Raw genomic sequence first — 25,570 nt, forward strand, 5'->3', positions numbered from 1 at the left:
TTCAGGCCACAGTAATACGTTGCTTGAAGGTTCGACCGATGGCATGCACGCCGGGTTCGTAGCGTTTGTCCTCGATGGCCGCCAAGGCAAGTTCCAGGGCGGTGGCGGCGATCAGGCCATGTTGCTGGGCCATGGCGTTGACCGGCAGCGGCAGAAAATCGAGCAACTGGTTGTCACCGAAGGTGCCCAGGTGCAGCAGGCGCGAATCGGCCGGGCGCGCCTGCAGGGTGTCGAACACGCCTTGCAGCAGCACGTAGGACGTCGTGACCAAGGCATCCGGCAGGCCGCCCAGCTCGTCGATCAACTGCTGCATCAAGCGCTGGCCGCATTCGCGGCTGAATGCCTCGCCTTGATAACGGCGCACGTCCCCGGCAAAACCCTGCATGGCTTCGTCGAAGCCGCCTGCGCGGGCCTGGCTGACCGACAGCTCCGGGCGCGCGCCGATCAGTGCGATGCTGCGCGGTGCCGTGGCCAGCAGGCTATCGGCCAACTGGCGGCTGGCATCGCGATCATCGCTGATGACCGAACAAAAGTGTGCCGGGTTCAGGCGCCGGTCGATGGCGATAACCGGCAGGCCCTTGTCCTGCAGTTCGCGGTAGCTGTCATCTTCGGGGGGCAGGCAACTGGCGACGAACAGGGCATCGCAACGCCGGGCCCGGAACAGCTGCTGCAGTTGGCGCTCACTGTCGGGCCTGTCATCGCTGCTGGCGATCAGCAGTTGATAGCCACGGGCGCGGGCGCCTTGCTCCAGCTGCTTGGCAATGCGCGCGTAGCTGGGGTTTTCCAGGTCCGGCAGAATGAAGCCCAAGGTGCGGGTATGCCGGCTGCGCAGGCCCGCAGCCTGGGGGTTGGGCGTGAAGCCGTGGGCCTCGACCACCGCACGCACCCGCTCGACGGTGCTGTTGCTGATGCGCTGCTGTTCGGCCTTGCCATTGATGACGTAGCTGGCAGTGGTCACGGACACACCAGCCAGACGGGCGATATCGCTGAGTTTCACCGAATTTTCCTTGTTATTACCGGGGCGGGCCGTACAACCAGACCGGGCAGTTTGACCCGGGCCGGCCACCACGCGCAGACGACCATTGTCGCAATTGTCCGACAGGATGGGGCTTTTTCCCCGGAAGATTATCGAGTAACGTGGCCGCTTGGTCAGATTAAACGTTTCAGCTATTAATTTTTCTGCCTTCCCTGCCGCTCGTGCAAGGCCGTTGACTGGCTGAATACGTGAATTTCACAACAATACCTCAGTACCCGGTGCAAAAGTGCGCGCAGGGGCTGCAAAAGGAGAAGGTCATGCTCGAGCTCGCCAAAGAGCAGATAGCCATGGGCCAGACGGCCGTCGACAAAGGCCAGGCTCTGCGCCTGCTGGCGGATCGACTGGTCGCTGACGGCCTGGTCGCCGAAGGGTACCTGCAGGGCCTGCAGGCGCGCGAAGCGCAAGGTTCTACATTCCTCGGCCAAGGCATCGCCATCCCCCACGGCACGCCGCAGACCCGCGACCTGGTGTATGCCACTGGCGTGCGTTTGCTGCAGTTTCCTGAAGGCGTGGACTGGGGGGACGGCCAGATCGTCTACCTGGCCATCGGCATTGCCGCACGCTCCGACGAGCACTTGCGTTTGCTGCAGTTGCTGACCCGTGCCCTGGGCGAGACCGACCTGGCCGAAGCCCTGCGCCGTGCCAGTTCCGCCGAAGCGCTGCTCAAGCTGCTGCAGGGCGCACCCCAGGCGCTGGCGCTGGATGCGCAACTGGTCAGCTTGAACCTGCCCGCCGAAGACTTCGACGAGTTGGCCTGGCGCGGTGCCCGCCTGTTGCAGCGTGCCGGGTGTGTCGACAATGGTTTTGCCGCGGTGCTGCAGCAGGCCGAGCCCTTGCCCCTGGGCGAGGGGCTCTGGTGGCTGCACAGCGAGCGGCAGGTACGTCAGCCAGGCTTGGCCTTCGTCACCCCGCAGCAGCCGCTGCGCTACCGCGACCAGCCACTCAATGGCCTGTTTTGCCTGGCCAGCCTCGGCGCTGCCCACCAGGCGCTGCTCGAGCGCCTGTGCGAGGTACTGATCGAGGGGCGCGGGCAAACGCTTTACCAGGCCACCAGCAGCCGCGCGGTACTTGAGGTGCTGGGTGGTGAGACCGCTCCCGACTGGCCCAGCGCTCGTTTCGTGCTGGCCAACCCACATGGCCTGCACGCCCGCCCGGCAAAAATCCTGGCGCAGTTGGCCAAGGGTTTTGAGGGCGAAATCCGCCTGCGTGTGCTGGACAGCGCGCAACCTGCGGTTTCGGTCAAGAGCCTGAGCAAGCTGCTCAGCCTTGGCGCACGCCGTGGTCAGGAACTGGAGCTGCTGGCCGAGCCGTCCATTGCCGGTGATGCCTTGCCGGTACTGCTGGCGGCAATCGAGCAGGGCTTGGGTGAGGACGTTGAGCCATTGCCGAAAACTGCGGCTGCGGTGAACCCAGCGCCCGTCGAGGTCTTGCAGGCGCCGGCTGCCGGTAGCCGTATACAGGCCGTGGCTGCAGCCCCCGGCATTGCCAGTGGGCCCGCCCATGTCTGCGTCGAGCGTGACATCGATTATCCGCTGCGTGGCGAATCGCCAGCGCAGGAGCGGGTCAAGCTGCGCCGGGCAATGGAGGCGGTGAACGCCGAGCTGCAGGCCTTGGTGCAGCGCAGCGACAAGGCCGTCGGCGAGATCTTCGTCACCCATCAGGAAATGCTCGCCGACCCTGCACTGGCCGACGATGTCGAACTGCGTCTGGCCCAGGGTGAAAGCGCCGCCGCCGCGTGGATGGCCGTGATCGAAGCGGCGGCCCGCCAACAAGAGGCGCTGCATGATGCGCTGCTCGCCGAGCGTGCTGCCGACCTGCGCGATATCGGCCGCCGGGTGCTGGCGCAGTTGTGCGGTGTGCAGACGCAGGCCGAGCCTGAGCAACCTTACGTGCTGGTGATGGGCGAAGTCGGCCCTTCTGATGTGGCCCGCCTGGACCCGGCGCGGGTTGCCGGTATCGTCACCGCCCATGGCGGCGCAACCGCTCACAGCGCGATCGTTGCGCGGGCCTTGGGCATCCCGGCGGTGGTCGGCGCGGGGGCGGCGATTCTGCTGCTTGAACCAGGTACGCCGCTGTTGCTCGATGGCCAGCGCGGCGTAGTCAGCGTCGCCCCGCCAGCCGATGAGCTGCAACGTGCGCTGGCCGAGCGTGACCTGCGCGAGCAGCGCCTGCAAGCAGCCTGGGCCAACCGTCATGAGCCAGCGGTAACCCGCGATGGCCATGCCGTCGAAGTATTCGCCAACATCGGCCAGAGCGGCGGCATCGACAAGGTGGTGGAGCAGGGCGCCGAAGGTATCGGCCTGCTGCGCACCGAGCTGATCTTCATGGCCCACTCGCAGGTGCCGGATGTCGCCACCCAGGAAGCCGAATACCGCCGTGTGCTCGATGGGCTGGGCGGGCGGCCACTGGTAGTGCGCACCCTCGATGTGGGCGGTGACAAACCGTTGCCCTACTGGCCGATCGCTGCCGAGGAAAACCCCTTCCTCGGTGTGCGGGGCGTGCGCCTGACCTTGCAGCGCCCGCAGATCATGGAAGACCAGCTCCGGGCCCTGCTGCGCGCCGCGGATCAGCGCCCGTTGCGCATCATGTTCCCGATGGTCGGCCAGGTGCATGAGTGGCGGGAGGCGAGGGCGATGGTCGAGCGCCTGCGCGAGGAAATTCCGGTAGCCGACCTGCAACTGGGCATCATGGTCGAAGTGCCGTCCGCCGCTTTGCTGGCGCCACAATTGGCCCGCGAAGTGGACTTTTTCAGTATCGGCACCAACGACCTGACCCAGTACACCTTGGCCATCGACCGTGGCCACCCCAGCCTGTCGGCCCAGGCCGACGGCCTGCACCCGGCCGTGCTGAGCCTGATCGACATGACCGTGCGCGCTGCCCATGCCGAGGGCAAGTGGGTAGGGGTGTGCGGTGAACTGGCCGCCGACCCGCAGGCGGTGGCGGTGCTGCTGGGCCTGGACGTGGACGAACTGAGCGTGGCCGCCCGCAGCGTTGCCGAAGTCAAGGCCCTGGTTCGCCAGGCCGATCATCAGACGGCCCGCGCCCTGGCGCGCGAGGCCCTGCAACAAGACAGCGCCGCAGCGGTTCGCGCGCTGGTGGAGCGTTACTGAATGGCCAAGATCCTTACCCTGACCCTGAACCCGGCGCTGGACATCACCGTCAGCCTCGATGCCCTGCGCCCCGGGCACGTCAACCGTGCCCAGGACCAGCACAGCCATGCCGCCGGCAAAGGGCTGAACGTGGCCCAGGTACTGGCCGACCTGGGGCACAGCGTGACTGTCGGTGGTTTCCTTGGCCAGGGCAACCTGCAACCGTTCGAGGCGTTGATCGAATGGCGCGGCTTTGCCGATTGCTTCGTGCGTGTACCGGGTGAGACGCGCAGCAACCTCAAACTGGTCGAGGCTGATGGCCGGGTGACCGACATCAATGGCCAAGGCCCCCAGGTCGATGAGGCCGCATGTGAGGCCCTGATGCGCCTGCTTGAACAGGTGGCCCCCGGGCATGACGCCGTGGTGGTGGCTGGGAGCCTGCCACGCGGTATCAGCCCTGACTGGTTCGCCCGGTTGCTCGAACAGCTCAAGGGCCAAGGCCTGAAGGTTGCCCTGGACAGCAGCGGTGCGGCCCTGCGCGCAGGCCTGCAGAGCGCCCCCTGGCTGGTCAAGCCGAACACCGAAGAGCTGGGCGAAGTGCTTGGCCTTGACGTGCACAGCGCCGCCGAACAGCAGGCTGCCGCCCAACGACTGCTGGCCACGGGTATCGAGCACGTGGTGGTGTCGGCGGGGGAGCAGGGCGTCAGCTGGTTTACAGCTGGCCACGCGCTGCACGCCCAGCCACCGCAGGTGCAGGTTGCCAGCACGGTGGGCGCGGGCGACTCGCTGGTGGCGGGCATGGTGCACGGCCTGCTGCTGGCTGAAGCGCCTGCGCAGACCCTGCGCCGGGCCACGGCCATCGCCGCCCAGGCCGTGACCCAGGTCGGTTTCGGCATCCGTGACCGCGAGCAACTGGCGCGCCTGGAGGCCGCCGTGCAACTGACAGAACAACAAGAGGCTCGCCGATGAACATTGCCATTGTCACCGCCTGCCCCAACGGCCAGGTGTCCAGCGTGCTGAGCGCGCGCCTGCTGGCCGCTGCCGCCCAGCGCCGCGGCTGGAAAACCTGCGTGGAAGTGCAGGATGCCGAGCATCCCGACCGCCAGCTGAGCGCCGCGCAGATCGCTGATGCCGACTGGGTGCTGGTTGTCAGCACTGGGCCGGTTGACCTGGCCCGCTTCGCGGGCAAGCGTTTGTTCCAGAGCACACCGGCGCAAGCGCTGGCCGACCGTGAAGGTTTCCTCGACGAGGCGGCCGCAAATGCCCAGGTACAGGCCGATACTCATCAAGCCGAACAGCCCCTGGCCACTGCTGCGGCCAAGCTCGTCGCGGTAACCGCCTGCCCGACTGGCGTGGCGCACACGTTCATGGCAGCCGAAGCGTTGCAGCAGGCCGCGCAACAGCTTGGCTATCAACTGACGGTAGAAACCCAAGGCTCGGTCGGCGCGCGCAACCCGCTGTCGGCCCAGGCCATCGCCGAAGCCGACGTGGTGCTGCTGGCCGCCGATATCGAAGTGCCCACGGCCCGTTTTGCCGGCAAGCGGATCTACCGTTGCGGTACCGGCATCGCCCTCAAGCAAGCCCGCGCCACGCTGGACAAGGCCCTGGCCGAGGCCAAGGTGGAAAGCGCAGGTGACGCTGCAGCCGCTTCAAGTGCCGGCAAGGCCGAGAAAACCGGTGTTTATAAACACTTGCTGACCGGTGTTTCTTTCATGCTGCCGATGGTGGTGGCAGGCGGCTTGCTGATTGCCCTGTCGTTCGTTTTCGGCATCGAAGCCTACAAAGAACCGGGCACCCTGCCGGCTGCATTGATGCAGATCGGCGGCGAGGCCGCATTCAAGCTGATGGTGCCGTTGCTGGCGGGGTATATCGCCTGGTCCATCGCCGACCGCCCGGGCCTGGCGCCCGGCATGATCGGCGGCCTGCTGGCCAGCACCCTGGGGGCCGGTTTCATCGGCGGTATCGTCGCCGGCTTCCTCGCCGGTTACAGCGCCAAAGCCATTGCGCGTTGGGCACGCCTGCCGAGCAGCCTCGATGCGCTCAAACCGATCCTGATCATTCCGCTGCTGGCGAGCCTGTTCACAGGCCTGGTGATGATCTACGTGGTCGGCCAACCGGTGGCCGCCATGCTCGAAGGCCTGACCCAGTTTCTCGACAGCATGGGCACCACCAACGCCATCCTCCTCGGGCTGCTGCTCGGCGGCATGATGTGCATCGACCTGGGCGGGCCGATCAACAAAGCGGCCTATGCCTTTTCGGTAGGGCTGCTGGCATCCTCGAGCTACGCGCCGATGGCGGCGACCATGGCGGCCGGCATGGTGCCGCCGATCGGCCTCGGTATCGCCACGTTCCTGGCCCGGCGCAAGTTCGCCCAGAGCGAGCGCGAGGCCGGCAAGGCCGCTCTGGTGCTGGGTTTGTGCTTCATTTCCGAAGGCGCCATCCCGTTCGCCGCCAAAGACCCGCTGCGGGTCATCCCGGCAAGTATCGCCGGCGGCGCATTGACCGGCGCGCTGTCGATGTATTTCGGTTGCAAGCTGATGGCGCCCCATGGCGGGCTGTTCGTGCTGCTGATTCCCAATGCGATCAACCATGCGCTGCTGTACCTGCTGGCCATTGTCGCGGGTAGCCTGCTGACGGCGGTGGTGTATGCGCTGATCAAGAAGAGCGAGCGGGTGGAAATGGTCGTGGCGCCGGCCAAGGGCTAGGGCGTTCGATCATCGCTGGCCTCATCGCGGGCAAGTAGGCTTCCCCAGGTGCCCCACGGCTCTCAAGGCCGTGGGTGTACCTGGGGAAGCCGGCTTGCCGGCGATAGTCCGCAACAGGCTCAGCGCCGATGCTTTTGCCGCAACGGCACCAGCAGATCCCCCAGGCCGTTGTGATCGACCTCGTGCATCAACGCCAGCAACCCACCCAGCTCACCCGCCGGAAACCCCTTGCGCGCGAACCATGCCAGGTAGTCACCCGGCAGGTCGGCGATGATCCGCCCTTGGTATTTGCCGAAGGGCATGGTGCGGATTACCAGCAGTTCAAGGGTTTCCGGTTTCATCGGCAGTGCCTGGCAATGGAAGTGCGCCGACCATACTGCAATCTGCACGAGCGCCCAAGCGGCAATCATGCATAACGCCGTTTTCCAGCGAGGCGTTATTTTTTTAACCTATTGTTTTTAAAGTAATTTTATTCAATGGAAAGCTTGGCACGAAGGCTGCTCCTGTTTACATGACTATTACCTGCCAAGGAGTTTCAGCCATGAGCGACCTCAACAAAGACGTAATCGACGTGCTCAACAACCTGATCGAGTACAGCAAGGACGGCGAGAAAGGGTTCAAGGAGTCGGCCGATGATGTGAAAAACCCGGAGCTCAAAGCGTTCTTCGTCCAGCGCGCTGGCGAATGCGCCAATGCAGCAGGCGAACTGCAGAGTGAAGTGCGCCGCCTGGGTGGCGACCCGGAAACCTCCACCAGCGTCAGCGGCGACCTGCACCGCGGCTGGGTAAACCTCAAGTCGATGGTTACCGGTAAGGATGAAGAGGCTGTGCTCAACGAAGTAGAGCGCGGTGAAGACCACGCCCTCAAAGCCTACAAGGAAGCGCGTGAGAAGCTGGTCAAGCTGGGCCGCTCCGTCAGTGATTCGAGCTATATGCTCGTGGAAAAGCAACTGCAGGGCGTACAGCGTAACCACGACCAAGTGAAGGCACTGCGCAACGCCGCACGCGCCCGCTCCTAATCCGCAGGGCCCTCTACCCGGTTTCGGCCTTTGGCCTTGGCCCGGTAGAGCGCCTCATCCGCGGCACCCAGCATGGTCGCGAGGTCTTGTTGGGTGCCGGGGGTGTGTACGCTGATGCCGATGCTCACCGTCACCGCGTGTACATCATCGGCAAAAGGTGCCAACGCCTCGACATGCGACCGGATCCTCTCTGCCAGCAAACGGGCACCGGCCAGTTCGGTTTCCGGCAAAACCACCTGAAACTCCTCCCCCCATACCGCGCCGCCAGGTCTGCCGGGCGTCGTATGCACTGTTCGATCGTCTTGGCCACTTCACGTAAGGCGTGATCGCCTCCTGCGTGACCATGGCGTTGGTTGAATGCCTTGAAGTGATCCACATCCACCATCAGCACGGCCAACGGCTTACGGTTGCGCTGGGCGCGCGCCCACTCCTGGCGTAACACCTGATCCAGCCGGCGACGGTTGGCCAGGCCCGTCAGGCTATCCGTTGCTGCCAGTCTGGCCAGACCCTGTTCCGCCTCATGCCTGCGGCGCAATTCGCGGCCCAGCAACAGGGTGAGCCAGAGAATGCCGATGCACAGCACGCCTGTGGCAATACTGACCACCAACGCCGTGCGGCGCCATGACTGGAACACCTCATCGGCAGAATGCACCACCAGTATGATCAACGGCAGGTCGGCGACCCGGGCGAAGGTGTACATGCGCTGGGTGCCATAGATGCTGGAGCGGGCTGTAAAGCTGCCGCTGCGCTCGCCCAGGATGCGTTTGAAGTTGGGGCGGTCGGCGAAGCTGGTGCCGACCAACGGGTCCTGATCGCGGCGCGGCTGGCGGGCGAGCAACTGGCCGTCGACGTTGAGCAGGTTGATGCTGCTTTCATGGCCGATATCAAGGCGCTGGAACAGTTCACTGAAATAGGAGAGGCGCAGTGCCCCGGCGGCTACCCCGGCAAAGCTGCCATCGGCTGCGGAGATGCGCCGGCTGAAACTGATGCACCAGTCGAGGTCGCCGAGCCGTGCCTTGAACGGTGGGCTGATCAACAAGCCCAGGCCAGGGTCGCGGCGATGGGCCCGGAAGTCGAAGGTGTCGGCGAAATTGGCCTGGCGCGGGGTGACGCTGGTGGAGTCGCCCACGACGTCGCCATTGGCATCGAGCCAGAGAATATCGCCGCGCACCGGGGCCGCAAACGTCTGGTTGAAAAGGATCTGCTGGCGCAGGTTGGGGGCGACCTGCAGCAGTTCGGGATGCTGCACGGCCCAGATCAGCCCGCGCAGGGACTGGTCGTAAAGTTCGACGTTGCGCAGGATGTCGCTTTCGATCAGCTGGACGATATTGCTGGAGGAGCGGATGGCCGATTGCTCGACACTCTCGCGCTCGCGCCCCAACAGATAACTGACGATGCCCACGATAGCGAGCACGGCGATGCAACTGCCCAGATTGAGGATCAGCTCGGGGTGCGACCTGTAGAGTGCGAGACGCGGTAATCGAGTGGGCATGCGCGCTACTGCTGAGGCAGGGCCGGTTGCGGCGGGCGACATTCTAGGGAAGTGATGATTGTCGGACAAGATTTGTCCGACGGAATCATGCATTGGGCTGCTGTGCAGCCCATTGCCGGCAAGCCAGCTCCTACCGGTCTGCACACACCGTGTGGGGCTGACTTGCGGTCTCAGGTCAGAACACGTTCAACGGATAATCGACGATCACTCGCAATTCGTCGTTATCGCTGTTGCTGTCGATCGACGCATACCCCTGGCCGCCGCGGTGTATGGCATAGCGCACCAGCACCGACAGGTCCTTGAAGTCGCCTTCCTGGAACACGTACTTCACGTCCAGGTCACGTTCCCAGTGCTGGGCGTTCTTGCCATCGGCGCGGTAGTAGTCGTAGTGGGTGTTGTTCTGGTCAGCCTTGGTCAGGTCCGCCTCGCCACGCGAGTACGACACGGTGGTGCTCAGCCCTGGCATGCCGAGCCCGGCGAAGTCATAGCCGTACTGCAGCTTCCACGAACGCTCGTTGGGTGCGTTGAAGTCCGAGTACATGCGCGAGTTGTCCAGGTACACGCTGTCGCCCAGGTTGATGTAGTCGAACGGCGTGTCGCCATTGACCCGCTGGTAGGCGGCGGTAACGCTGTGGTAGCCGGCGTTGACGGTGAAGTGCACGCTGTAGGTGTTGTTGTCGATCTTGCCCAGCAACGCCTGGCCGGTGTCCTGGGTGTGGTAGAAGTGCACGCCCGGGTTGAGGCTGACCAGGTCGTTGACCACGTAGGTGTAGTCGAAATCTGCGTAGTACTGGTTCCAGATATCCTTCAGCTCGGCGGCGTAAAGGTTGGCAGTGATGTTCTCGGTGCCGCTCCACGACGCACCAGCCCAGTTCAGATGCTTGCTTTTGTCGTGCTCATCCAGCGAGCCGTAGTAGGTGTCGATACGGCGGTGGCCGCTCTGGTTGTACGGCTTGGTGAAGCTGACCTGGCCACCTTCGAGCAGTAGGCCGTCGATGCTGGTGTTGGTCAGGCTGACGCCACGGAAGGTCTGCGGCAGCATGCGGGTTTCGCCGCCGGCGATTACCGGGTTGGTAAGGAACAGGTCACCGGCCTTGAGTTCGGTGTCGAAGGCCTTGAGCTTGACCGCCGCGCCTGCGGTGGAGAACGAGTGCGGGGCTGCGCCCAGTTCGCCGTTGTCCTTCACGTGTTCGGGCAGGATGCTGGTGCCGGCATGGCCGCCACCGCCATCGAGCTTCAAGCCCAGCATGGCGTGCGCATCGAGGCCAAAGCCGATTACGCCTGGCGTGTAGCCCGACTCGAAGCGGGCAACTGCGCCTTGGCCCCACTCGCGGGTGTCGCGCACGCCGCTGTTGTGGTTGTCGCGGTTGAAGTAGGCGTTACGAAAATGCAGGTTGAAGGACGAGCCTTCGATGAAGCCATCAGCCTTGTCTTCATCTGCCTGGGCGGCGAAAGGCATCGTTGCAGTCAATGCAATGAACAGCGGGGTAAAACGAAACGCGGAAGGCACCGGTACTAGCTCCTTTGATCTGACGGTGGGGCAGTTTTTATTTTTGAATGTGCAACTTTCTTGTTAGAGAAATAACGGCCGGGCTGATCGTCAAAGCACATAAAAAAAGCCGCTGATCGGCAGCGGCTTTAAAAGGCTAACATATCGGCACCGGCGGTGCCCATGGTGTAGCCGGGGGGAAACGGGAGCGGCATCGTTGCGCGATCAGCTCTCGGCATTGGCGTCGAGGGAAACCTTGGAAGCTGTCTGTTCTGCATCTTTGCCTGCGTCGGCCTTGTGCGCTACGGCCTCGCGGGCTTCCTGGTGAACAGCTGCAAGCTCTGCATTACGGGCGACGAAAGCCGGGGATTCTTCGGCCATGGCCAGGGGCGACAACAACAGGGAAGACAGAACGAAAACGCTGGCAATACCCATACTGTTGGACATGTTGAAACTACCTTCTTGCGGTGCAAGTGCTAATGGAGACAGGGCTAAAGTTAGTCTCTTCATTGCCTTGGAAACAGCACCTGGCGCGATAAGCACTGTTGCGCAAAAGGTAACTATCCCTGCGAAAACCATTAGACCTTGGCCGCAAAACCCTGCAGTTGAGCGTTTGGCAGGCGAATGCCGAAGGTGTTGGCACCTGCCTCGCTGCGCGCAAAAACCTCACCCCCATGCATCAGCGCAATCGCCTTGACGATGGCCAGCCCCAACCCATGGTTGCCCCCGCCACTGTTGCTGCGCGCCGCATCCACCCGGTAGAACCGCTCGAACAGCAGTGGCAGGTGATCGTCATCGATAGCCGGCCCGGGGTTGCTCACGGCAATGCTGACCTGCTCCGGCCCGGCATCGATATGCACGCCGATCACCTGGTGCGGCGCGGTGTGCTGCACGGCATTGTTCAGCAGGTTGATCAACGCCCGGCGCAGCTGGGCTTTTTCGATGGGGGCCTGGGCATCGCCGCTGACAGTGACGCTGACCTGGGCGTCTTCGAGGATGTAGTCGAGGTAATCGAGGGTGGTGGCCACTTCGTCGGCCAGCGATACCTGGGTCAGGGCGGTGGCCTTGCTGCCCTGGTCGGCGCTGGCGAGGAACAGCATGTCGTTGATGATGCTGCGCAGGCGTTCAAGTTCTTCCAGGTTCGATTGCAGCACCTCGAAGTAGTGTTCGGCGCTGCGCCCCCGGGTGAGGGCGACCTGGGTCTGGCCGATCAGGTTGGTCAGCGGCGAGCGCAGTTCGTGGGCAACGTCGGCGTTGAACGCTTCCAGCTGCGAATAGGCCTGGCTGACCCGGTCGAGCGCCGCGTTGAAAGCACCGGCGAATTGCGCCAGTTCCGGGGCCAGGTTGACAGTTTGCAGGCGGCCATCCAGGCGCGGGGGGGCCAAGGCCTGCGCCTCGTTGGACAGCGCCAGCAGCGGGCGCAGGCCAATGCGCGCCACCCAGTAGCCGAGCACCGAGGCCAGCAGCACTCCGAGCACCGCCAGCCCGACGATGGCCACCAGCAGGCTGTGCTGGGCCTGCCAGAAGGTCTCGGTATCGATGGCGATCAGAAAGCGCAGTGGCGGGCGAGCGGCCAGGGCCGGCAACTCGCTGACCAGCACCTTGTAAGGGTAGGGCCGGTCAGGCAGGCGCAGGTCGCGCATCCCTTCTGGGCCCTCGGCGAATGCGCGTACCCTTTCGCTGGGGTGGCCATATTCGAACGCCGGGTCGCTGCCGACCACCCAGAAGCGGATGCGTTTGTCTTCCTCGCTGAGCAGGTTGAGCTTGTTGCTGATCTTTGCCCAATGCTCCGGTGTGCCGAAGCGGTTGAGGGTGGATTCCAGCACGCTGAAGCGGGCGTCCAGTTCGGCCGCCGGCAGCATGTCCAGGCTGTGGTCGACCTGGCGGTACAGTGCCGAACCGATCAACAGGAACACGCCCATCGCCACCAGGATGAACAGCGCCGACAGGCGCAGTGCGATGGAGTTAACCGGCACGGTTTTCCAGGACATAGCCCATGCCTCGGATGGTATGCAGCAGCTTGTTGTCGAATGGCCCGTCGAGCTTGGCGCGCAGGCGCTTGATGGCCACTTCGACGACATTGGCATCGCTGTCGAAGTTGATGTCCCAGACCAGCTCGGCGATGGCGGTCTTGGAGAGGATTTCGCCCTGGCGCCTGGCCAGCACGCTGAGCAGCGAGAACTCCTTGGCGGTCAGGTCCAGGCGTTGGCCGCCGCGGCTGGCCTTGCGCGCCATCAGGTCGATCCACAGGTCGCCGACCTGCACCTGCAGCGGCTCGTGGCTGCCACTGCGCCGGGTCAGGGCCTGCAGGCGGGCGACCAGTTCAAGGAAGGAGAACGGCTTGCCAAGGTAATCGTCGGCACCTTCGCGCAGGCCGTGGATGCGGTCCTCGACACGCTCGCGGGCGGTGAGCATGATCACCGGCGTCTGCTTGCGCGCACGCAAGGCACGCAGCACGCCATAGCCATCCAGGCCCGGCAGCATCACATCGAGCACGATCACCGCATAGTCACCTTCAAGCGCCAGGTGCAGGCCGTCGATGCCGTCCCGTGCCAGGTCGACAGTAAAGCCTTGCTCGCTCAGGCCGCGATGCAGGTAGTCAGCGGTTTTCTCTTCGTCTTCGATGATCAGCACACGCATGGTCTTGTCTCAGTGGGTACTCGGCACGACCGCACTGGCGGCCTGGCGGCGATGGAACAGGCGCTCCAGGGCCAAGTATATGACCGGGGTGGTGAACAGCGTCAGGGCCTGGCTGACCAGCAGGCCGCCGACCACAGCGATACCCAGCGGCTGGCGCAACTCGGCACCGGCGCCAAAGCCGAACATCAGCGGCACCGCGCCGAGCAGGGCGGCCAGGGTGGTCATGATGATCGGCCGAAAGCGCGTCAGGCAGGCCTGGTGAATCGCCTGCTCGGGCGTCAGGCCATGGCGGCGCTGGGCTTCCAGGGCGAAATCGATGAGCAGGATGCCGTTCTTCTTGACGATGCCGATCAGCAGCACCACGCCGATCAGGCCCATGATGCTGAAGTCCTGGCCCATGGCCCACAGCAGTAGCAACGCGCCCAGGCCCGCCGAAGGCAGGGTCGAGATGATGGTCAGCGGGTGCACCAGGCTCTCGTAGAGCACCCCAAGGATGATGTACACCGCCACCAGTGCGGCGAGGATCAGCCACGGCTGGCTCGACAGCGAACTCTGGAAGGCCTGCGCCGCGCCCTGGAAGTTGCCGCTGATCGAGTCGGGCATGCCCAGTTCGCGCTGGGTGCGTTCCAGGATCGCCACCGCATCGCCCAAGGCCACGCCGGGGGCCAGGTTGAACGACAGGTTGGCGGCCGGGAACAGGCCATCATGGCTGATCGACAGCGGCCCGGTGCTGGGCGCGGCGACATGCGCCAAGGCTGACAGCGGCACCATTTCGTTGCTCAGGGGCGAGCGCAGGTAGAAGAAATTCAGGCTTTCGGCCTTGCCGCGCTGTTGCGCGTCCAGTTCCAGGATCACCTTGTACTGGTTGGTCTCGGTCTGGAATTCGCTGATCTGCCGCTGGCCGAACGCATCGTACAGCGCCTGGTCGACGTCGGTGGTGGTCAGGCCGAAACGGGCCGCAGCCTGGCGGTCGATGTCGATGCGGGTAACGCTGGCGCCCAGTTGCAGGTCGTTGGACAGGTCGCGCAACGCCGGGTTTTCGCGCAGGCGCTCGGTCAGGCGTTGGGTCCACAGGTTGAGGGCGACGCCGTCGTTGCTTTTGAGCACGTACTGGTACTGGGTACGTGACGGGCCGGAGCTGAGGTTGATGTCCTGGCCGGCCCGCATGTACAGCACCACGCCTGGCACCTGCGCGAGTTGCGGGCGCAGCCGGTCGATCAGCTCGCTGGCCGAAACATCGCGCTCGCCGCGGGGCTTGAGGGCGATCCAGAAACGGCCGTTGGCGATGGTCTGGTTGCTGCCGGTAACCCCTACCGAATGGGAGAAGGCCCTCACGGCGGGGTCGGCTTCGATGATTTTCGCCAGTGCCAGGTGCTTGTCGATCATCGACGGGTATGACACATCCGCTGCTGCTTCAGTGGTGCCGAGAATGAAACCGGTGTCCTGCAGGGGGAAGAAACCCTTGGGGATGGCCACGTAACCCGCCACCGCCAGGGCCAGGGTCAGGCCGAACACGCCGAGGGTCAGGCGCTGATGGGCCAGCGCCCGGTCCAGGCCCTTTTCGTACCACTTCAGCAGCCGGTCCCCGAAGCCGCCGTGATGTTCCGTGGGCGGGCGACGCATGAACAGCGCGCACAGGGTCGGCGCCAGGGTCAGCGACACCACCACCGAAATCAGAATGGTTGCTGTCGCGGTCAGGGCGAACTCCTTGAACAGCCGGCCCACCACGCCGCCCATGAACAGCAGCGGAATGAACGCGGCAACCAGCGAGAAGCTGATCGACACCACGGTGAAGCCGATTTCGCCTGCCCCTTTGAGCGCCGCCGTGCGGCTGTCTTCGCCGGCTTCCAGATGGCGGTGGATGTTTTCCACCACCACGATCGCGTCGTCCACCACAAAGCCGACAGCAATGACGATGGCCACCAGGGTCAGGTTATTGAGGCTGAAACCGAACACGTACATCAGCGCGCAGGTGGCGATCAGCGATACGCCCAGCACACTGGACACCACCAGGGTGGCCGACCATTGGCGCAGGAACAGCGCCATCACCCCGATCACCAGGGCCACGGCGATGATCAGGGTCAGTTCCACCTCATGCAGCGACGCGCGGATGGTCTGGGTACGGTCCTGCAGCACCGACACCTCGACCGAGGCCGGCAGCATCTCCTGCAGCTTGGGCAGGGCACCGAGCACGCGGTCCACGGTGTCGACGATGTTGGCGCCAGGCTGGCGGAACACCACAAGGTTCAGGCCCGGCTGGTTGCCGGACCAGGCTTTGACGTAGGCATTCTCGGCGCCGTTGATCACCTTGGCCACGTCCTGCAGGTGCACGGGGGCGCCGTCGCGGTAAGAGACAATCAGCCTGGCGTAGTCCTCGGGGTGGAACAGTTGGTCGTTGGCGGCGATGGTCGACACGCTGTGCTCGCCATACAGGGCGCCTTTTGCCAGGTTCAGGCTGGTCTGCTGGATGGCCTGGCGCAGGTCGGCGAGCGTAAGGCCCGTGGCGGCGAGCTTTTCCGGCTGCGCCTGCACACGGATGGCCGGGCGCAACTGGCCGGTGATGTTGATCAGGCCGACCCCTTCGATCTGGCTCAGCTGGCGTGCCAGCAGGGTTTCGGCATAGTCGCTGAGGTCGTTGCCGGGCATCTGTGCGGAGCTGACGGTGAGCACCAGCACCGGGCTGTCTGCCGGGTTGACCTTGCGCCAGGTCGGCGGGTTGGGCAGGTCCTGGGGCAGGCGTGAGGTAGCCGTGTTGATGGCCGCCTGGACCTCCTGGGCGGCGGTGTCGATGTTCTTGTCCAGGGTGAACTGCAGGATCAGGGTGGTCGAGCCCAGTGCGCTGCTGCTGGTCATCTGGGCCATGCCGGGGATGGCGCTGAACTGCACCTCCAGCGGCGTGGCCACCGAAGAGGCCATGGTTTCCGGGCTGGCCCCAGGCAGTTGCGCGGAGACCTGGATGGTCGGGAAGTCGGCTTCCGGCAAGGGCGCCACGGGCAATCGGGTAAAGGCGATGACACCCAACAGCACCAGCGCGAAAGCCAGCAGCAGCGTGGCGATGGGGTGGTCGATGCACCAGGCCGACACGCTGTTGCGGCTATTCATGGCTGGCTCCGGCGGCCGGCCATTTCCGACGGCGGCGGTGCGTTGGGGGTGACCTCCACGCGCGAGCCGGGCTTGAGCCGCGACTGGCCATCGAGCACCAGACGCTCGCCCGGTTTGACCCCGGCAATGATGTTCAGCCCACTGTCCTGGTACAGCACCTTGACCGGCACACTGGTGACCTTGTCACCGTCCAGGCGATAGACGAAGTGGCCATCGACGCCGCGCTGCACCACCGGCGGCGGCACCACCAGGGCGTTTTCTTCCATGGCAGTGCGCAAACGGATGGTCACCAGTTGCCCCGGCCACAGCCGGCCGTCCTTGTTGTCGAACTCGGCCTTGACCCGCACCGTGCCGGTGTTGGTCGAAATCTGGTTGTCAATCAGGGCCAGGTGGCCTTCACCCAGCAGGTTGCTTTCGCCATCGGCGTCCATGTAGGCCTGCACCAATGCGGGCGTGGGCGCCTTCAGCAGGCCCTGCAGGGTTGGCAGCATCTGTTGTGGCAGGGAGAACTCGACCGCGATGGGGTCGATCTGGGTCACGCTGAACAGGCCCTGGGTATCGCTGGCGCGCACCAGGTTGCCGGGGTCGATGTTGCGGATGCCGACACGCCCGGTGACAGGGGAGCGAATCTGCGTGTAGGAGAGCTGGACTTCGGCATTGGCGATGGCAGCCTGGTTGCCTTTTACGGTGGCCTGCAGCTGATTGACCAGCGCCTGTTGCTGGTCGAGGGTCTGCTTGGACACGCCGTCATCGCTGCTGAGCAGGCGATAACGCTTGAGGTCGACGCCGGCCACCTGGATTTGCGCCTGGCTCTGGCCGAGCTGGGCGCGGGCCTGGTCGAGGCTGGCGCGGATGCTGCGGTCGTCCAGGGTGGCCAGCAGGTCGCCTTGCTTGACCCACTGGCCCTCTTTGACCAGTACCCGGGTCAGCACCCCTTCGACCTGCGGTTTTATTTCTACGCTGTGCAATGACAGCACTGAGCCGATGGCGCTGGCGTAGCGCGGCACGTCCTGCTGGGCGACGCTGACCACGCGCACTGGAATGGCGCTTTGGGCGCGCGCAACCGGCGCCTCCTGGCGCTGGCCATACCAGATGCCCAGTGCTGCAAGGGCGAGCAGGGCGGTGGCGGCCAGCAGGAGAGGGCGGGTAGGACGTCGCATCGGCGCGGGCACCTTGGCCAAGAGGAGGGGGCGGTTATTGAAGCTTATAGCGCTGTGACCGGGTCGGCAGCGTGACAGCTGGCTGACAGCGCTGACAGGTTGGGGGCAGTTGGCAGCCCTACCGCGACCCTGACCGATTCATACCTCTGCTCCCCTTGATCCGTAAGAAGATTCTGAATCTGAAACCAGATGCTTCAAGAGCGCAGCCATGACGAATTATCCTACGCCCTCTGTCGGATGGCGTCTGATAGGCGGGGAACTGTTTCAGCGATAACTTCACGGTTCGCCACAACGGCGAGCGGCCGTGAGAAGCCGCAGCTGTATCCAGGATGCCATTTTTCATGGCAGCCGTGCGTGTGCGGGCTTCGGTCCGGGCCGCGGTTCCTGGACGCGGTCTTCTCACCTCGCGTACGGCTGCCACCCAATCCGTGAGAAGAACAAGGTGGTCGCTTTCCAATAGCATCTTCAGGAAAGTCATCATGAAAAAAATCGTTCCCGATCCACCGGACTCATTCCCGATTCCTTACATCACAATCATCGCCGACCTCTCCCCCGAAGACGCCAGGTCTCACGCTGCTGCGCTGATGGACTGCCTCTGCAAAACCAGCCAGCTCTACCTCGACACCGAAGCCGAAGACCATCGCTACGAGCTGGAGGGCAACATGATCGCAGGCAGTGCGGCACGCATTCTCAGTGCCATGGCCAAAGCACTGATCAACGACATGGAAATGGGCATGAACCGCAGCGCTTGAGCGGTTGTGGGGCCGCTTTGCGGCCCATCGCCGGCAAGCCCGGCTCCCACAGGGAGATCGCCGGGATTTGGTGCTGGCTTTGCTAGAAACCGATGAAGGCGTAGTACTGCGAAGGCGTGTCGCCAGCCTGCAAGCCTTGCGCCTGCAGGCTGGCCAGCAGGGCCGCGTCCTGCACGTGCAGCGCCCACGGCGCATGGTGCGGTGGCGGTACATCCGCCAGCGCCGCCGCCAAGGCCCCCATGTCTGGAAGGTAGGCCGTGAAACCATTGCCCTTGAGCGCGCTGATGGTCATGCCCAGGGCCTGGCACACGGCGACCTTGGCCGCGATGTCATCACGATCTGCCTGCCGGGACGCTTGCACGAGTGCCAGCAGCGCCGGGTCCACCGGTAACGAGCCATGAATCAGCTCAGGCCCTTGCTCCCAAGCCTCGGGCGGGCAGTCTTTGTTCTCTGGCCTTAGCGGAATATGCGGGTTGATTTCCACCGGGTAGATGCGGCAGACCAGCGGCCGGCTCTCGTAGATGGTGCACAGGTCGTTTTCGTCCAGGTTGCGGCAGCGCCCGGGGTTGAACGCGGCAAAGGTCACCGAAACCCGTACCTCGCTGTCACCGCAAGGCACCGGGTGCGAGCGGCGCAGCACATGCTCACGCTGGTCTGCCGGCATCCCCGGGCCATCCTCCACAAAGGCTTCGATCAGCACCACCACCTGGCCGCCGGATGCCGCCCACTGGCGCGACTCGGCCAGGGTCAGTGGTACATGGTGGCCGGTGCAGCACTTGCCGCAGCCGGTACAGGCAAAACGCAGAGAGTCGTTCACGTGGCGTCTGGGTTCCATTCGCTGACGAAGGCCCGCTGGTGCTGGCGGTCGTACAAGCACAGCTCGGAGCCGGTGCGTTGCTGCATGTGCTTTTGTGGATACACCCCTTCGATGACCAGGGCACTGAAGCCGACCTGGTCATCGAACTCTGCGGGCTTGCCGCGGGCGTGGGCATCCTTGAACTGGCTGGCGGCCAGGCAGGCCTTGAGCATCTGCTGGCGTTGTTCGTTCCAGGCCTGGCTGCTGGAGGCCTGGGCAACACCGCTGAAAAGGGCGCAGGCGATCAGGAGAGAGCTGAAAAACTTCATACGCAATACCGTGAAACGTTCGAGGGGGGGAAGTATGACCGAGTCATCCCTGGCAACAGGCCAGGGAGTTTGTCGCTGAATATGACAGCACGGCCATCATCGCTCGGCAAACACTACCGTGCGTGCCGCCACCACCAGGCAATCAGTCAGCTCCGGTGAGGAGAACTTGGTCAGGATGGCATTGGCCCCCGCCAACCTGGCCTTCTCGGCACTCATCGCGCTGTCCAGCGAGGTGTGCAGCAGCACGTAGAGGTGCTGGAAGTCCGGGGTTTCGCGCAGGGTACGGGTGAAGGCATAGCCGTCCATCTCTGACATCTCGATGTCGGAGACGATGATGTTGATCTCCTGCGCAGTGCCCTGCAGCTCCAGCAGCACGTTGATTGCATCCTTGGCGCTGCGTGCGGTGTGGCAGTCGATGCCCAGGTTACGCAGGGTGTGCACCGACTGTTGCAGCGCCACCTGGCTATCGTCCACCACCAGGATGTTGGCGGCGGCCAACAGGCTGGCGTCTTCTTCGTTCAGCTTGCCCGGTGCGGGCTCCGGCTCCGGTGGGGCGATAGCATGGATCACCTTTTCGATGTCCAGCACCTGCACCAAGGTATTGTCGACACGGGTCACGCCGGTGATGAACGAGCGGGTGCCCGAGCCATAGGGTGGCGGCCTGATGTCGGTGCTCAGGCAGTGGATGATGCGGCTCACTGCCTGCACATGCAGGCCCTGGCGCGAGCGGCTGATCTCGGTGACGATCAGGCAGCCACCGTCCGGGTCGGCCAGCGGGCGTTCACCGATGGCCCGCGACAGGTCGATCACCGACAGCGGGTTGCCGCGCAGGGTCGCCACGCCTTTCACGTGGGGGTGCGATTCGGGCAACCTGGTCAGCGGTGGGCAAGGGATGATCTCGCTGACCTTGAGCAGGTTGATTGCCATCAGTTTGCCGCTGCGCAGGGTGAACAGCAGCAGGGACAACGCGTCCGCGCGGGCATTTTGCGTGGCCATGGTGACCTTCATGGAAGACAGGGGATAACCGGTTATCGGCCTGTTCGGGCTGGGCTTTAACTTGACGGCAGCCTTTGCTGGCCCTATCGCCGGCAAGCCGGCTCCTACAGGGTCACCAGTGCGCCAACGGCTTGTGCAGTTTCTGTGGGAGCCGGCTTGCCGGCGATGGCCGCGCAGCGGCCCTTAGCGCTCGCGCAAGGCCTCCTTGGCCCGGTTAAGCGGCTTGCTCAGGTAATCGAGAATGGTTTTTTCGCCCGTGCGGATATCCACCGTGGCAATCATCCCCGGCACGATCGCAAAGCGCTTGCCGGCCTTGTTCTGCAGGCTGTCCTGCTCGGTACGGATAAACACCCGGTAGTAATAGATTTCCGGTTTCACCTCATCCTGCAGGGTATCCGGCGAGATGCCCACCACCTTGCCCTCCAGCCCGCCATACACCGAATAGTCATAGGCACTGATCTTCACCTTGGCCGCCTGGTCGGGGTGGATGAAGGCGATGTCCCGGGGGGCGATGCGCGTCTCGATCAGCAAGCGTTCATCCATCGGCACGATCTTCATCACCTGCCCACCGGGCTGTACCACCCCGCCCAGGGTGTTGACCTCGATGTCCTTGACGATGCCGCGCACCGGCGAGCGCAAGGTCAGGCGTGACAGCGAATCGCTGCGCCCGCGGACCACTTCCGAGAGGCTGTCGGCTTCGGCGCTGGCCTTGGCCAGCTCTTCGCGGGCGCGTACCAGGTAATCGGAGCGCGCTTCGTTGGCCTTGAGCTCGAGCTCCGAGCGCTGGCGGTTGAGGCGGATCACCTCGACCCGGCTGGAGGCGCCCATCTTGGCCAGGTTTTCGGTGATCTGCAGTTCGCTGCGCACCAGCCGCAGCGAGTCCTCGATGCCCGCCAGGGTCTGTTCCAGGCCGCGGCGGCGGGTCTGGTACAGCGCGGTTTCGGCGTCGATCAGGTCCGGCGAATCGCGCAAGCTGTCGGGGAAGGCCAGCGGCTTGCCGGTGACCTCGGCGCGCAAGCGCGCAACGCTGGCCGTGGCAGCACGGTACTTGGCCTCGCTTTCACCGACGCTGGAGGCAGTCTTGGTCGGATCGAGCTGGGCCAGCACCTGGCCGCGCTCGACCAGGTCGCCTTCGGCCACATTCATCTCGGCGACGATGCCGCCTTCGAACGACTGGATCACCTGCTCGCGTGAGCTGGGGATCACTTTGCCGGTGCCGGTGGAGACTTCGGTGACCTCGAACCAGGCGGCCCAGGCCAGGAACGCGGCGAGCATCAGCGCGCACACGGTGATGACGCGGCCTGCGCGCAGCACGGCCTGGTCATCCTGGCCATCCAGGTAGGACGCGGGGAGTTCATGGTTGCTCATGCCTGCGCTCCTTGCAGTTTGGCCAGGGCGGCGTCACGGCTGTCGTCGATGACGATGCGCCCGCCGTCGAGCACGATGATCCGCTCGACCCGTTGCAGTACGCTCAAACGGTGAGTGGCGATCACCAGGGTACGGCCTTGGCAGAAGCGGTCGAGGTTATCGAGCAGTTTGCGTTCGGTCGTGTCGTCCAGCGAGGCGGTGGGCTCATCCAGCAGCAGTACCTGCGGCTGGCGCACCAGCAGGCGTGCCAGCACCAGTGCCTGGCGTTGCCCGCCGGACAGGCCCAGGCCACCTTCCAGAATCAGGTGGTCCATGCCTTTGGGCAGCCGGCGCACGAAGTCCAGAGCGCCCGTGGCGGCCAGCGCGGCCACCAGTTCCTGGTCACTGGCCTGGCCGGCACCGAGGGTGAGGTTTTCGCGCAGGGTGCCGTGGAACAGCCGCGCATACTGCGCCAGCAAGCCGACGTCACGGCGCAGGTCGGCCGGGTCCAGGTGGGCCAGGGCAATGCCGTCGAGCGTGACCTCGCCTTGCACCAGGTCCATGGCACCGCCCAGCGCCTGCAGCAGGGTCGACTTGCCGGCGCCGTTGCGCCCCAGCACGGCGATGCGTTCGCCCGGCCGGATGTCCAGTTGGCCGATGTTGAGCACCGGTGGTGCCTCGGGGTCGTAGCGGAAGTTGGCCTGGCGCAGCCGGTACTCGCCGCGGATGGCCGGCAGGTGCACACGGGCTTCGCCTTCGGGGTGGTCGACCGGTGACTGCATCAGTTTGTCCAGGCCCTGTAGTGCCACCTTGGCTTGCTGCCAGCGGGTCAGCACATGGGTGAGCTGCGCCAGCGGCGCCATCATCCGCGAGGAAAGCATCGAGGCGGCTACCAGACTACCGGTGGTGAGGTCGCCGGCAATCACCATTGGCGCGCCTATGACGATGACCACGGCAAACACCGCGCCTTGCACGTTCTGGGTCCAGGTCACCAGGCCGTTGGTCAGGGTGCGTAGACGCAGGTTGGTGTGTGCGCAGGCTGCGTTGTACTGGTTCCACTGGCGCTCGAAGCGCGCTTCGGCCTGCAGTGCCTTGATTTCGTCCAGGCCCTGGACGCTTTCCACCAGCATGGCGTTGCGCAGTGACGACTCGCGCATCGAGGCATTGGCCAGGCGTGCCAGCCGGCGCTGCGCCAGCAAGCCAGGCAGGAGCATGGCCAGCAGAGCCACCAGCGGGATGAACACCAGCACGCCGCCGATCAGCCAGAACACGAACAGGAACAACAGGAAGAACGGTAGGTCGGCCAGCGCGGTGGCGGTGCTGGAGGTGATCAGGTCGCGGATCGACTCCAGCTCGCGCAACTGCGAAATGAACGAGCCGGTGGACTTCGGCCGCGCCGAGTTGCGCAGGCGCAGGGCATGGCCGTAGACCAGATCTGACACGCGCAGGTCGGCGCGCTTGCCGAGCAGGTCGGTAACCTTCAGGCGCAGCAGGCGCATGCTGAAGTCGAACACCAGCGCCAGCACCACACCGCCGAACAGCACGTACAGCGTGGGCAGCGATTCGGCGGGGATCACCCGGTCATACACCTGCATCGAGAACAGCACGCCAGCCAGGGCCAACACGTTGGCCACCAGCGAGGCGACCATCACCTGCCCATACGGACGCAGGTCGCGCAGGACGATGCGGGCGAACCAGTGGCGGTCGTACGGGGCGGTGTAGTCGTCGGTACGGACATCGCGCAACGGCCGTGCCGGGCGCATCAGTGCCACGCGGTTGATGCGCCCTTCGAGCGCTTCGCGGGGCAGGCGCGAGGTGAGGCTCTGGTCGCCGGCGAACACCACGGCCAGCTCGTTGTCCTCGGTCACGGCTTCGACCACAGCCAGTTGGCCATCGTCGAGCTCCAGCACCAGTGGTGTACGCCATTGCCGCAGGGCTTTGGCATCGAAACGCACGAAGCGCAGCGACAGGCCGGCCTGGCGCGCCATGTGCCGCAGGATTTCATCCAGCGGCCGGGCATCTTCCACGGCCGCCAGGCGAATGCGCTGGGGGGATACATCCAGCCGGTAGTGGTGGGCGACCTGCAGCATGACTTCAAGCCACGGGCCAAGGTCCGGCCGATGGACGATAGCCTGCTCCGGGTTTTGCTGCTGCGTGGCTTGGCTCAGGTTGACGGTATCGTTCATGGCTCGATCTCCACCCCTTGCAGGTTGCGCCCTTCAAGGCCCAAGGCCATGCGCAGGGCGCCGGTGTTGTACAGGCAGTCGACATCCAGGCGCAGCAGGTCGGAACGGGTGCCGGCCAGTTCGAAGCGCGACTGGTAGATTTCCTGCTCGGCATTGAGCAGGTCGAGCAGCGGGCGCGTGCCCAGGTCCAGGTATTGCCGGCCGTAGAGCATGCGTGCCTCTTTGATGCTGGCCTGGCGGGCCTTGAGCGAACTCAGCCGGCGGCCCAGCCCCGAGGTTTGCGCCATGGCTTCGGCCAGCCCACGGCGGGCCTGCAGGCGTGCGGCGTCTTCGGCGGAGTCAGCGGCGGTCAGGGCATGCCCGGCCGCGCGGCTGCGGGCGCTGATGGCGCCGCCTTGGTAGATCGGCACTTCCAGGTTCAGGTAGATGCCCGCCTGGGTTCGGTCGAGGCGGTTGTTGTCGCGGTCGTAGTCGTTGTCCAGGTAGTGGTTGACCTGCGGCTGCAGCGACAGTGTCGGGTAGGCCTCGGCCTTGGCTTGTGCCAGTTCGGCTTTGGATTGCGCGCGCAGGGCCAGGGCCATGAGCACTGCAGGCAGGCGGTCGTCGGCTTGCGGTGGGCGCTTGCAGGCCTGGTTGAGTTCGGGGGGCGTTTCTTCGGCCAGGGCCGGCGGTGCGACGCGGCCGAGCAGGGCGGCGAGGGTCGAGCGCCACCGTTCGTACTGGGCCTGATACTCCTCCAGGGTGGCGCGGGCACCTTCCACCCGGGACTCGGCCTGGACCACGTCGGAGCGCGTGCTGGCGCCCATGTCGCTGCGCTGGCGCGCCATGCCGGCTATATCGCCAACGCCTTTGATCTGCTCGCGGGCAATCACCATGAGCTGCTCGTAACGGCGGGTTTCGATCCAGGCGTAGGCGGTATCGCGGGCCAGGTCGTCGACCACCAGCAGGATGTTGGCCTGGGCGCGGGCGGCAGCAGCGTGGGCCGCGTCGACAGCGCTGTCGACCTTGCCGAAATCGTAGAGCATCTGCTTGAGCGACAGGTTCAGCGCCTGGCTGCTGCGGTCGCCGCCATACCCGCTGTCATAGCCGGTGCGGATACCGCCGGAAACCTGTGGGTAGTAACCGGCGCGAGCCACGTTGATGCCTTCGCCTTGCTTGTACAGGTTGCCGATGGCTTCAGCGATGCTGGGGTGCCACTGCGCAGCGGCCAGCACCGCCTCGGCCAGGCCGAGCCGGTCCCCATTGTTGGCGGCCTGGCCTGCCGGTGGGCGGGCAGGGATGGCATCGGGGGCATCGCGTAGCAGTGACGGCCCGATGGTACGCAGCGAGGGGTCTATGTCATCGGCTGCCTGGGCAACCGGGTTTGAAATCAGTACCAGGAGCGCGACGGCTCCCGGCAACAGCGGTGACAGCGGACTGCTTCGCTTCACATA

General features: G+C 64.8%; 19 protein-coding genes and 1 pseudogene. 5 read left to right on the plus strand and 15 right to left on the minus strand.

Annotated elements, in window-relative coordinates; genetic code table 11:
* Nucleotide 1: 1 nt before the first annotated feature.
* Complete coding sequence (gene cra / locus ACMGGN_RS00860; RefSeq protein WP_012316208.1) at nucleotides 2-997, minus strand: catabolite repressor/activator; 996 nt, start codon at nucleotides 995-997, stop codon at nucleotides 2-4.
* 296 nt (nucleotides 998-1,293) lie between these two features.
* On the opposite strand from cra, the gene ptsP reads away from it, so the two are divergent.
* The 3 genes from ptsP to ACMGGN_RS00875 are packed head-to-tail and all read left to right on the plus strand — an operon-like array spanning nucleotide 1,294 to nucleotide 6,830.
* Nucleotides 1,294-4,146 (plus strand): phosphoenolpyruvate--protein phosphotransferase, encoded by a 2,853-nt coding sequence (ptsP, locus tag ACMGGN_RS00865; RefSeq protein ID WP_251962470.1) that lies wholly within the window; start codon nucleotides 1,294-1,296, stop codon nucleotides 4,144-4,146.
* On the plus strand, nucleotides 4,147-5,094 hold the full coding sequence (gene pfkB / locus ACMGGN_RS00870) for a 1-phosphofructokinase (RefSeq protein WP_125923409.1): 948 nt from the start codon (nucleotides 4,147-4,149) through the stop codon (nucleotides 5,092-5,094).
* Nucleotides 5,091-6,830 carry a PTS fructose-like transporter subunit IIB gene (locus ACMGGN_RS00875; protein ID WP_115273890.1) on the plus strand — a complete coding sequence of 580 codons (1,740 nt, stop codon included), beginning with the start codon at nucleotides 5,091-5,093 and terminating at the stop codon, nucleotides 6,828-6,830. The genes pfkB and ACMGGN_RS00875 overlap by 4 nt, the downstream gene beginning before the upstream one ends.
* A gap of 119 nt (nucleotides 6,831-6,949) precedes the next feature.
* Here ACMGGN_RS00875 and ACMGGN_RS00880 read toward each other — a convergent pair whose 3' ends face one another.
* The gene (locus ACMGGN_RS00880; protein ID WP_012316204.1) at nucleotides 6,950-7,171 is read right to left on the minus strand and encodes a DUF3820 family protein; all 222 of its coding nucleotides are present in this window, start codon (nucleotides 7,169-7,171) and stop codon (nucleotides 6,950-6,952) included.
* 200 nt (nucleotides 7,172-7,371) lie between these two features.
* On the opposite strand from ACMGGN_RS00880, the gene ACMGGN_RS00885 reads away from it, so the two are divergent.
* Nucleotides 7,372-7,848, plus strand: a complete 477-nt coding sequence (locus tag ACMGGN_RS00885; RefSeq protein ID WP_046784517.1) for a ferritin-like domain-containing protein — start codon at nucleotides 7,372-7,374, stop codon at nucleotides 7,846-7,848.
* Here ACMGGN_RS00885 and ACMGGN_RS00890 read toward each other — a convergent pair.
* The 7 genes and pseudogenes from ACMGGN_RS00890 to ACMGGN_RS00920 form a co-directional block, all read right to left on the minus strand.
* A pseudogene (locus tag ACMGGN_RS00890) lies at nucleotides 7,845-9,340 on the minus strand (diguanylate cyclase). The gene ACMGGN_RS00885 and the pseudogene ACMGGN_RS00890 sit on opposite strands and share 4 nt — an antisense overlap.
* Before the next feature lie 175 nt (nucleotides 9,341-9,515).
* A complete protein-coding gene (locus ACMGGN_RS00895) occupies nucleotides 9,516-10,850 on the minus strand; it encodes an OprD family porin (RefSeq protein WP_414156383.1) in 1,335 nt (444 codons plus the stop codon).
* 204 nt (nucleotides 10,851-11,054) lie between these two features.
* Complete coding sequence (locus ACMGGN_RS00900) at nucleotides 11,055-11,276, minus strand: hypothetical protein (protein ID WP_115273894.1); 222 nt, start codon at nucleotides 11,274-11,276, stop codon at nucleotides 11,055-11,057.
* A gap of 131 nt (nucleotides 11,277-11,407) precedes the next feature.
* A complete protein-coding gene (locus ACMGGN_RS00905) occupies nucleotides 11,408-12,820 on the minus strand; it encodes a heavy metal sensor histidine kinase (protein ID WP_237859872.1) in 1,413 nt (470 codons plus the stop codon).
* A complete protein-coding gene (locus ACMGGN_RS00910; protein WP_012316198.1) occupies nucleotides 12,795-13,469 on the minus strand; it encodes a heavy metal response regulator transcription factor in 675 nt (224 codons plus the stop codon). The genes ACMGGN_RS00905 and ACMGGN_RS00910 overlap by 26 nt, the downstream gene beginning before the upstream one ends.
* A 9-nt stretch (nucleotides 13,470-13,478) precedes the next feature.
* Nucleotides 13,479-16,571 carry a multidrug efflux RND transporter permease subunit gene (locus tag ACMGGN_RS00915; RefSeq protein ID WP_414156384.1) on the minus strand — a complete coding sequence of 1,031 codons (3,093 nt, stop codon included), beginning with the start codon at nucleotides 16,569-16,571 and terminating at the stop codon, nucleotides 13,479-13,481.
* A complete protein-coding gene (locus tag ACMGGN_RS00920) occupies nucleotides 16,568-17,731 on the minus strand; it encodes an efflux RND transporter periplasmic adaptor subunit (protein ID WP_414156385.1) in 1,164 nt (387 codons plus the stop codon). Before ACMGGN_RS00920 ends, ACMGGN_RS00915 begins: the two co-directional genes overlap by 4 nt.
* A gap of 479 nt (nucleotides 17,732-18,210) precedes the next feature.
* Here ACMGGN_RS00920 and ACMGGN_RS00925 point away from each other — a divergent pair, with 479 nt between their 5' ends.
* Nucleotides 18,211-18,483, plus strand: coding sequence for a hypothetical protein (locus ACMGGN_RS00925; RefSeq protein WP_217433336.1), 273 nt, complete (start codon nucleotides 18,211-18,213; stop codon nucleotides 18,481-18,483).
* A gap of 82 nt (nucleotides 18,484-18,565) precedes the next feature.
* Here the strand turns inward: ACMGGN_RS00925 and ACMGGN_RS00930 are convergent, their stop codons facing one another.
* The 6 genes from ACMGGN_RS00930 to ACMGGN_RS00955 all read right to left on the minus strand — a co-directional run bounded on the left by ACMGGN_RS00930 (nucleotide 18,566) and on the right by ACMGGN_RS00955 (nucleotide 25,567).
* Nucleotides 18,566-19,300: a YkgJ family cysteine cluster protein gene (locus tag ACMGGN_RS00930; RefSeq protein WP_046784510.1), complete on the minus strand. Its 735-nt coding sequence runs from the start codon at nucleotides 19,298-19,300 to the stop codon at nucleotides 18,566-18,568.
* Complete coding sequence (locus ACMGGN_RS00935) at nucleotides 19,297-19,608, minus strand: hypothetical protein (RefSeq protein ID WP_046784509.1); 312 nt, start codon at nucleotides 19,606-19,608, stop codon at nucleotides 19,297-19,299. The genes ACMGGN_RS00930 and ACMGGN_RS00935 overlap by 4 nt, the downstream gene beginning before the upstream one ends.
* Before the next feature lie 96 nt (nucleotides 19,609-19,704).
* Nucleotides 19,705-20,604: a chemotaxis protein gene (locus ACMGGN_RS00940; protein ID WP_046784508.1), complete on the minus strand. Its 900-nt coding sequence runs from the start codon at nucleotides 20,602-20,604 to the stop codon at nucleotides 19,705-19,707.
* Nucleotides 20,605-20,787: 183 nt separating this feature from the next.
* Nucleotides 20,788-21,972 (minus strand): HlyD family type I secretion periplasmic adaptor subunit, encoded by a 1,185-nt coding sequence (locus ACMGGN_RS00945; RefSeq protein WP_414156386.1) that lies wholly within the window; start codon nucleotides 21,970-21,972, stop codon nucleotides 20,788-20,790.
* Complete coding sequence (locus ACMGGN_RS00950; protein WP_115273900.1) at nucleotides 21,969-24,137, minus strand: type I secretion system permease/ATPase; 2,169 nt, start codon at nucleotides 24,135-24,137, stop codon at nucleotides 21,969-21,971. Before ACMGGN_RS00950 ends, ACMGGN_RS00945 begins: the two co-directional genes overlap by 4 nt.
* Nucleotides 24,134-25,567: a TolC family outer membrane protein gene (locus ACMGGN_RS00955; RefSeq protein WP_281870067.1), complete on the minus strand. Its 1,434-nt coding sequence runs from the start codon at nucleotides 25,565-25,567 to the stop codon at nucleotides 24,134-24,136. Before ACMGGN_RS00955 ends, ACMGGN_RS00950 begins: the two co-directional genes overlap by 4 nt.
* Nucleotides 25,568-25,570 lie beyond the last annotated feature (3 nt).

The organism is Pseudomonas sp. BNK-30 (assembly GCF_047456185.1).
Classification (GTDB): Bacteria; Pseudomonadota; Gammaproteobacteria; order Pseudomonadales; family Pseudomonadaceae; genus Aquipseudomonas; species Aquipseudomonas putida_E.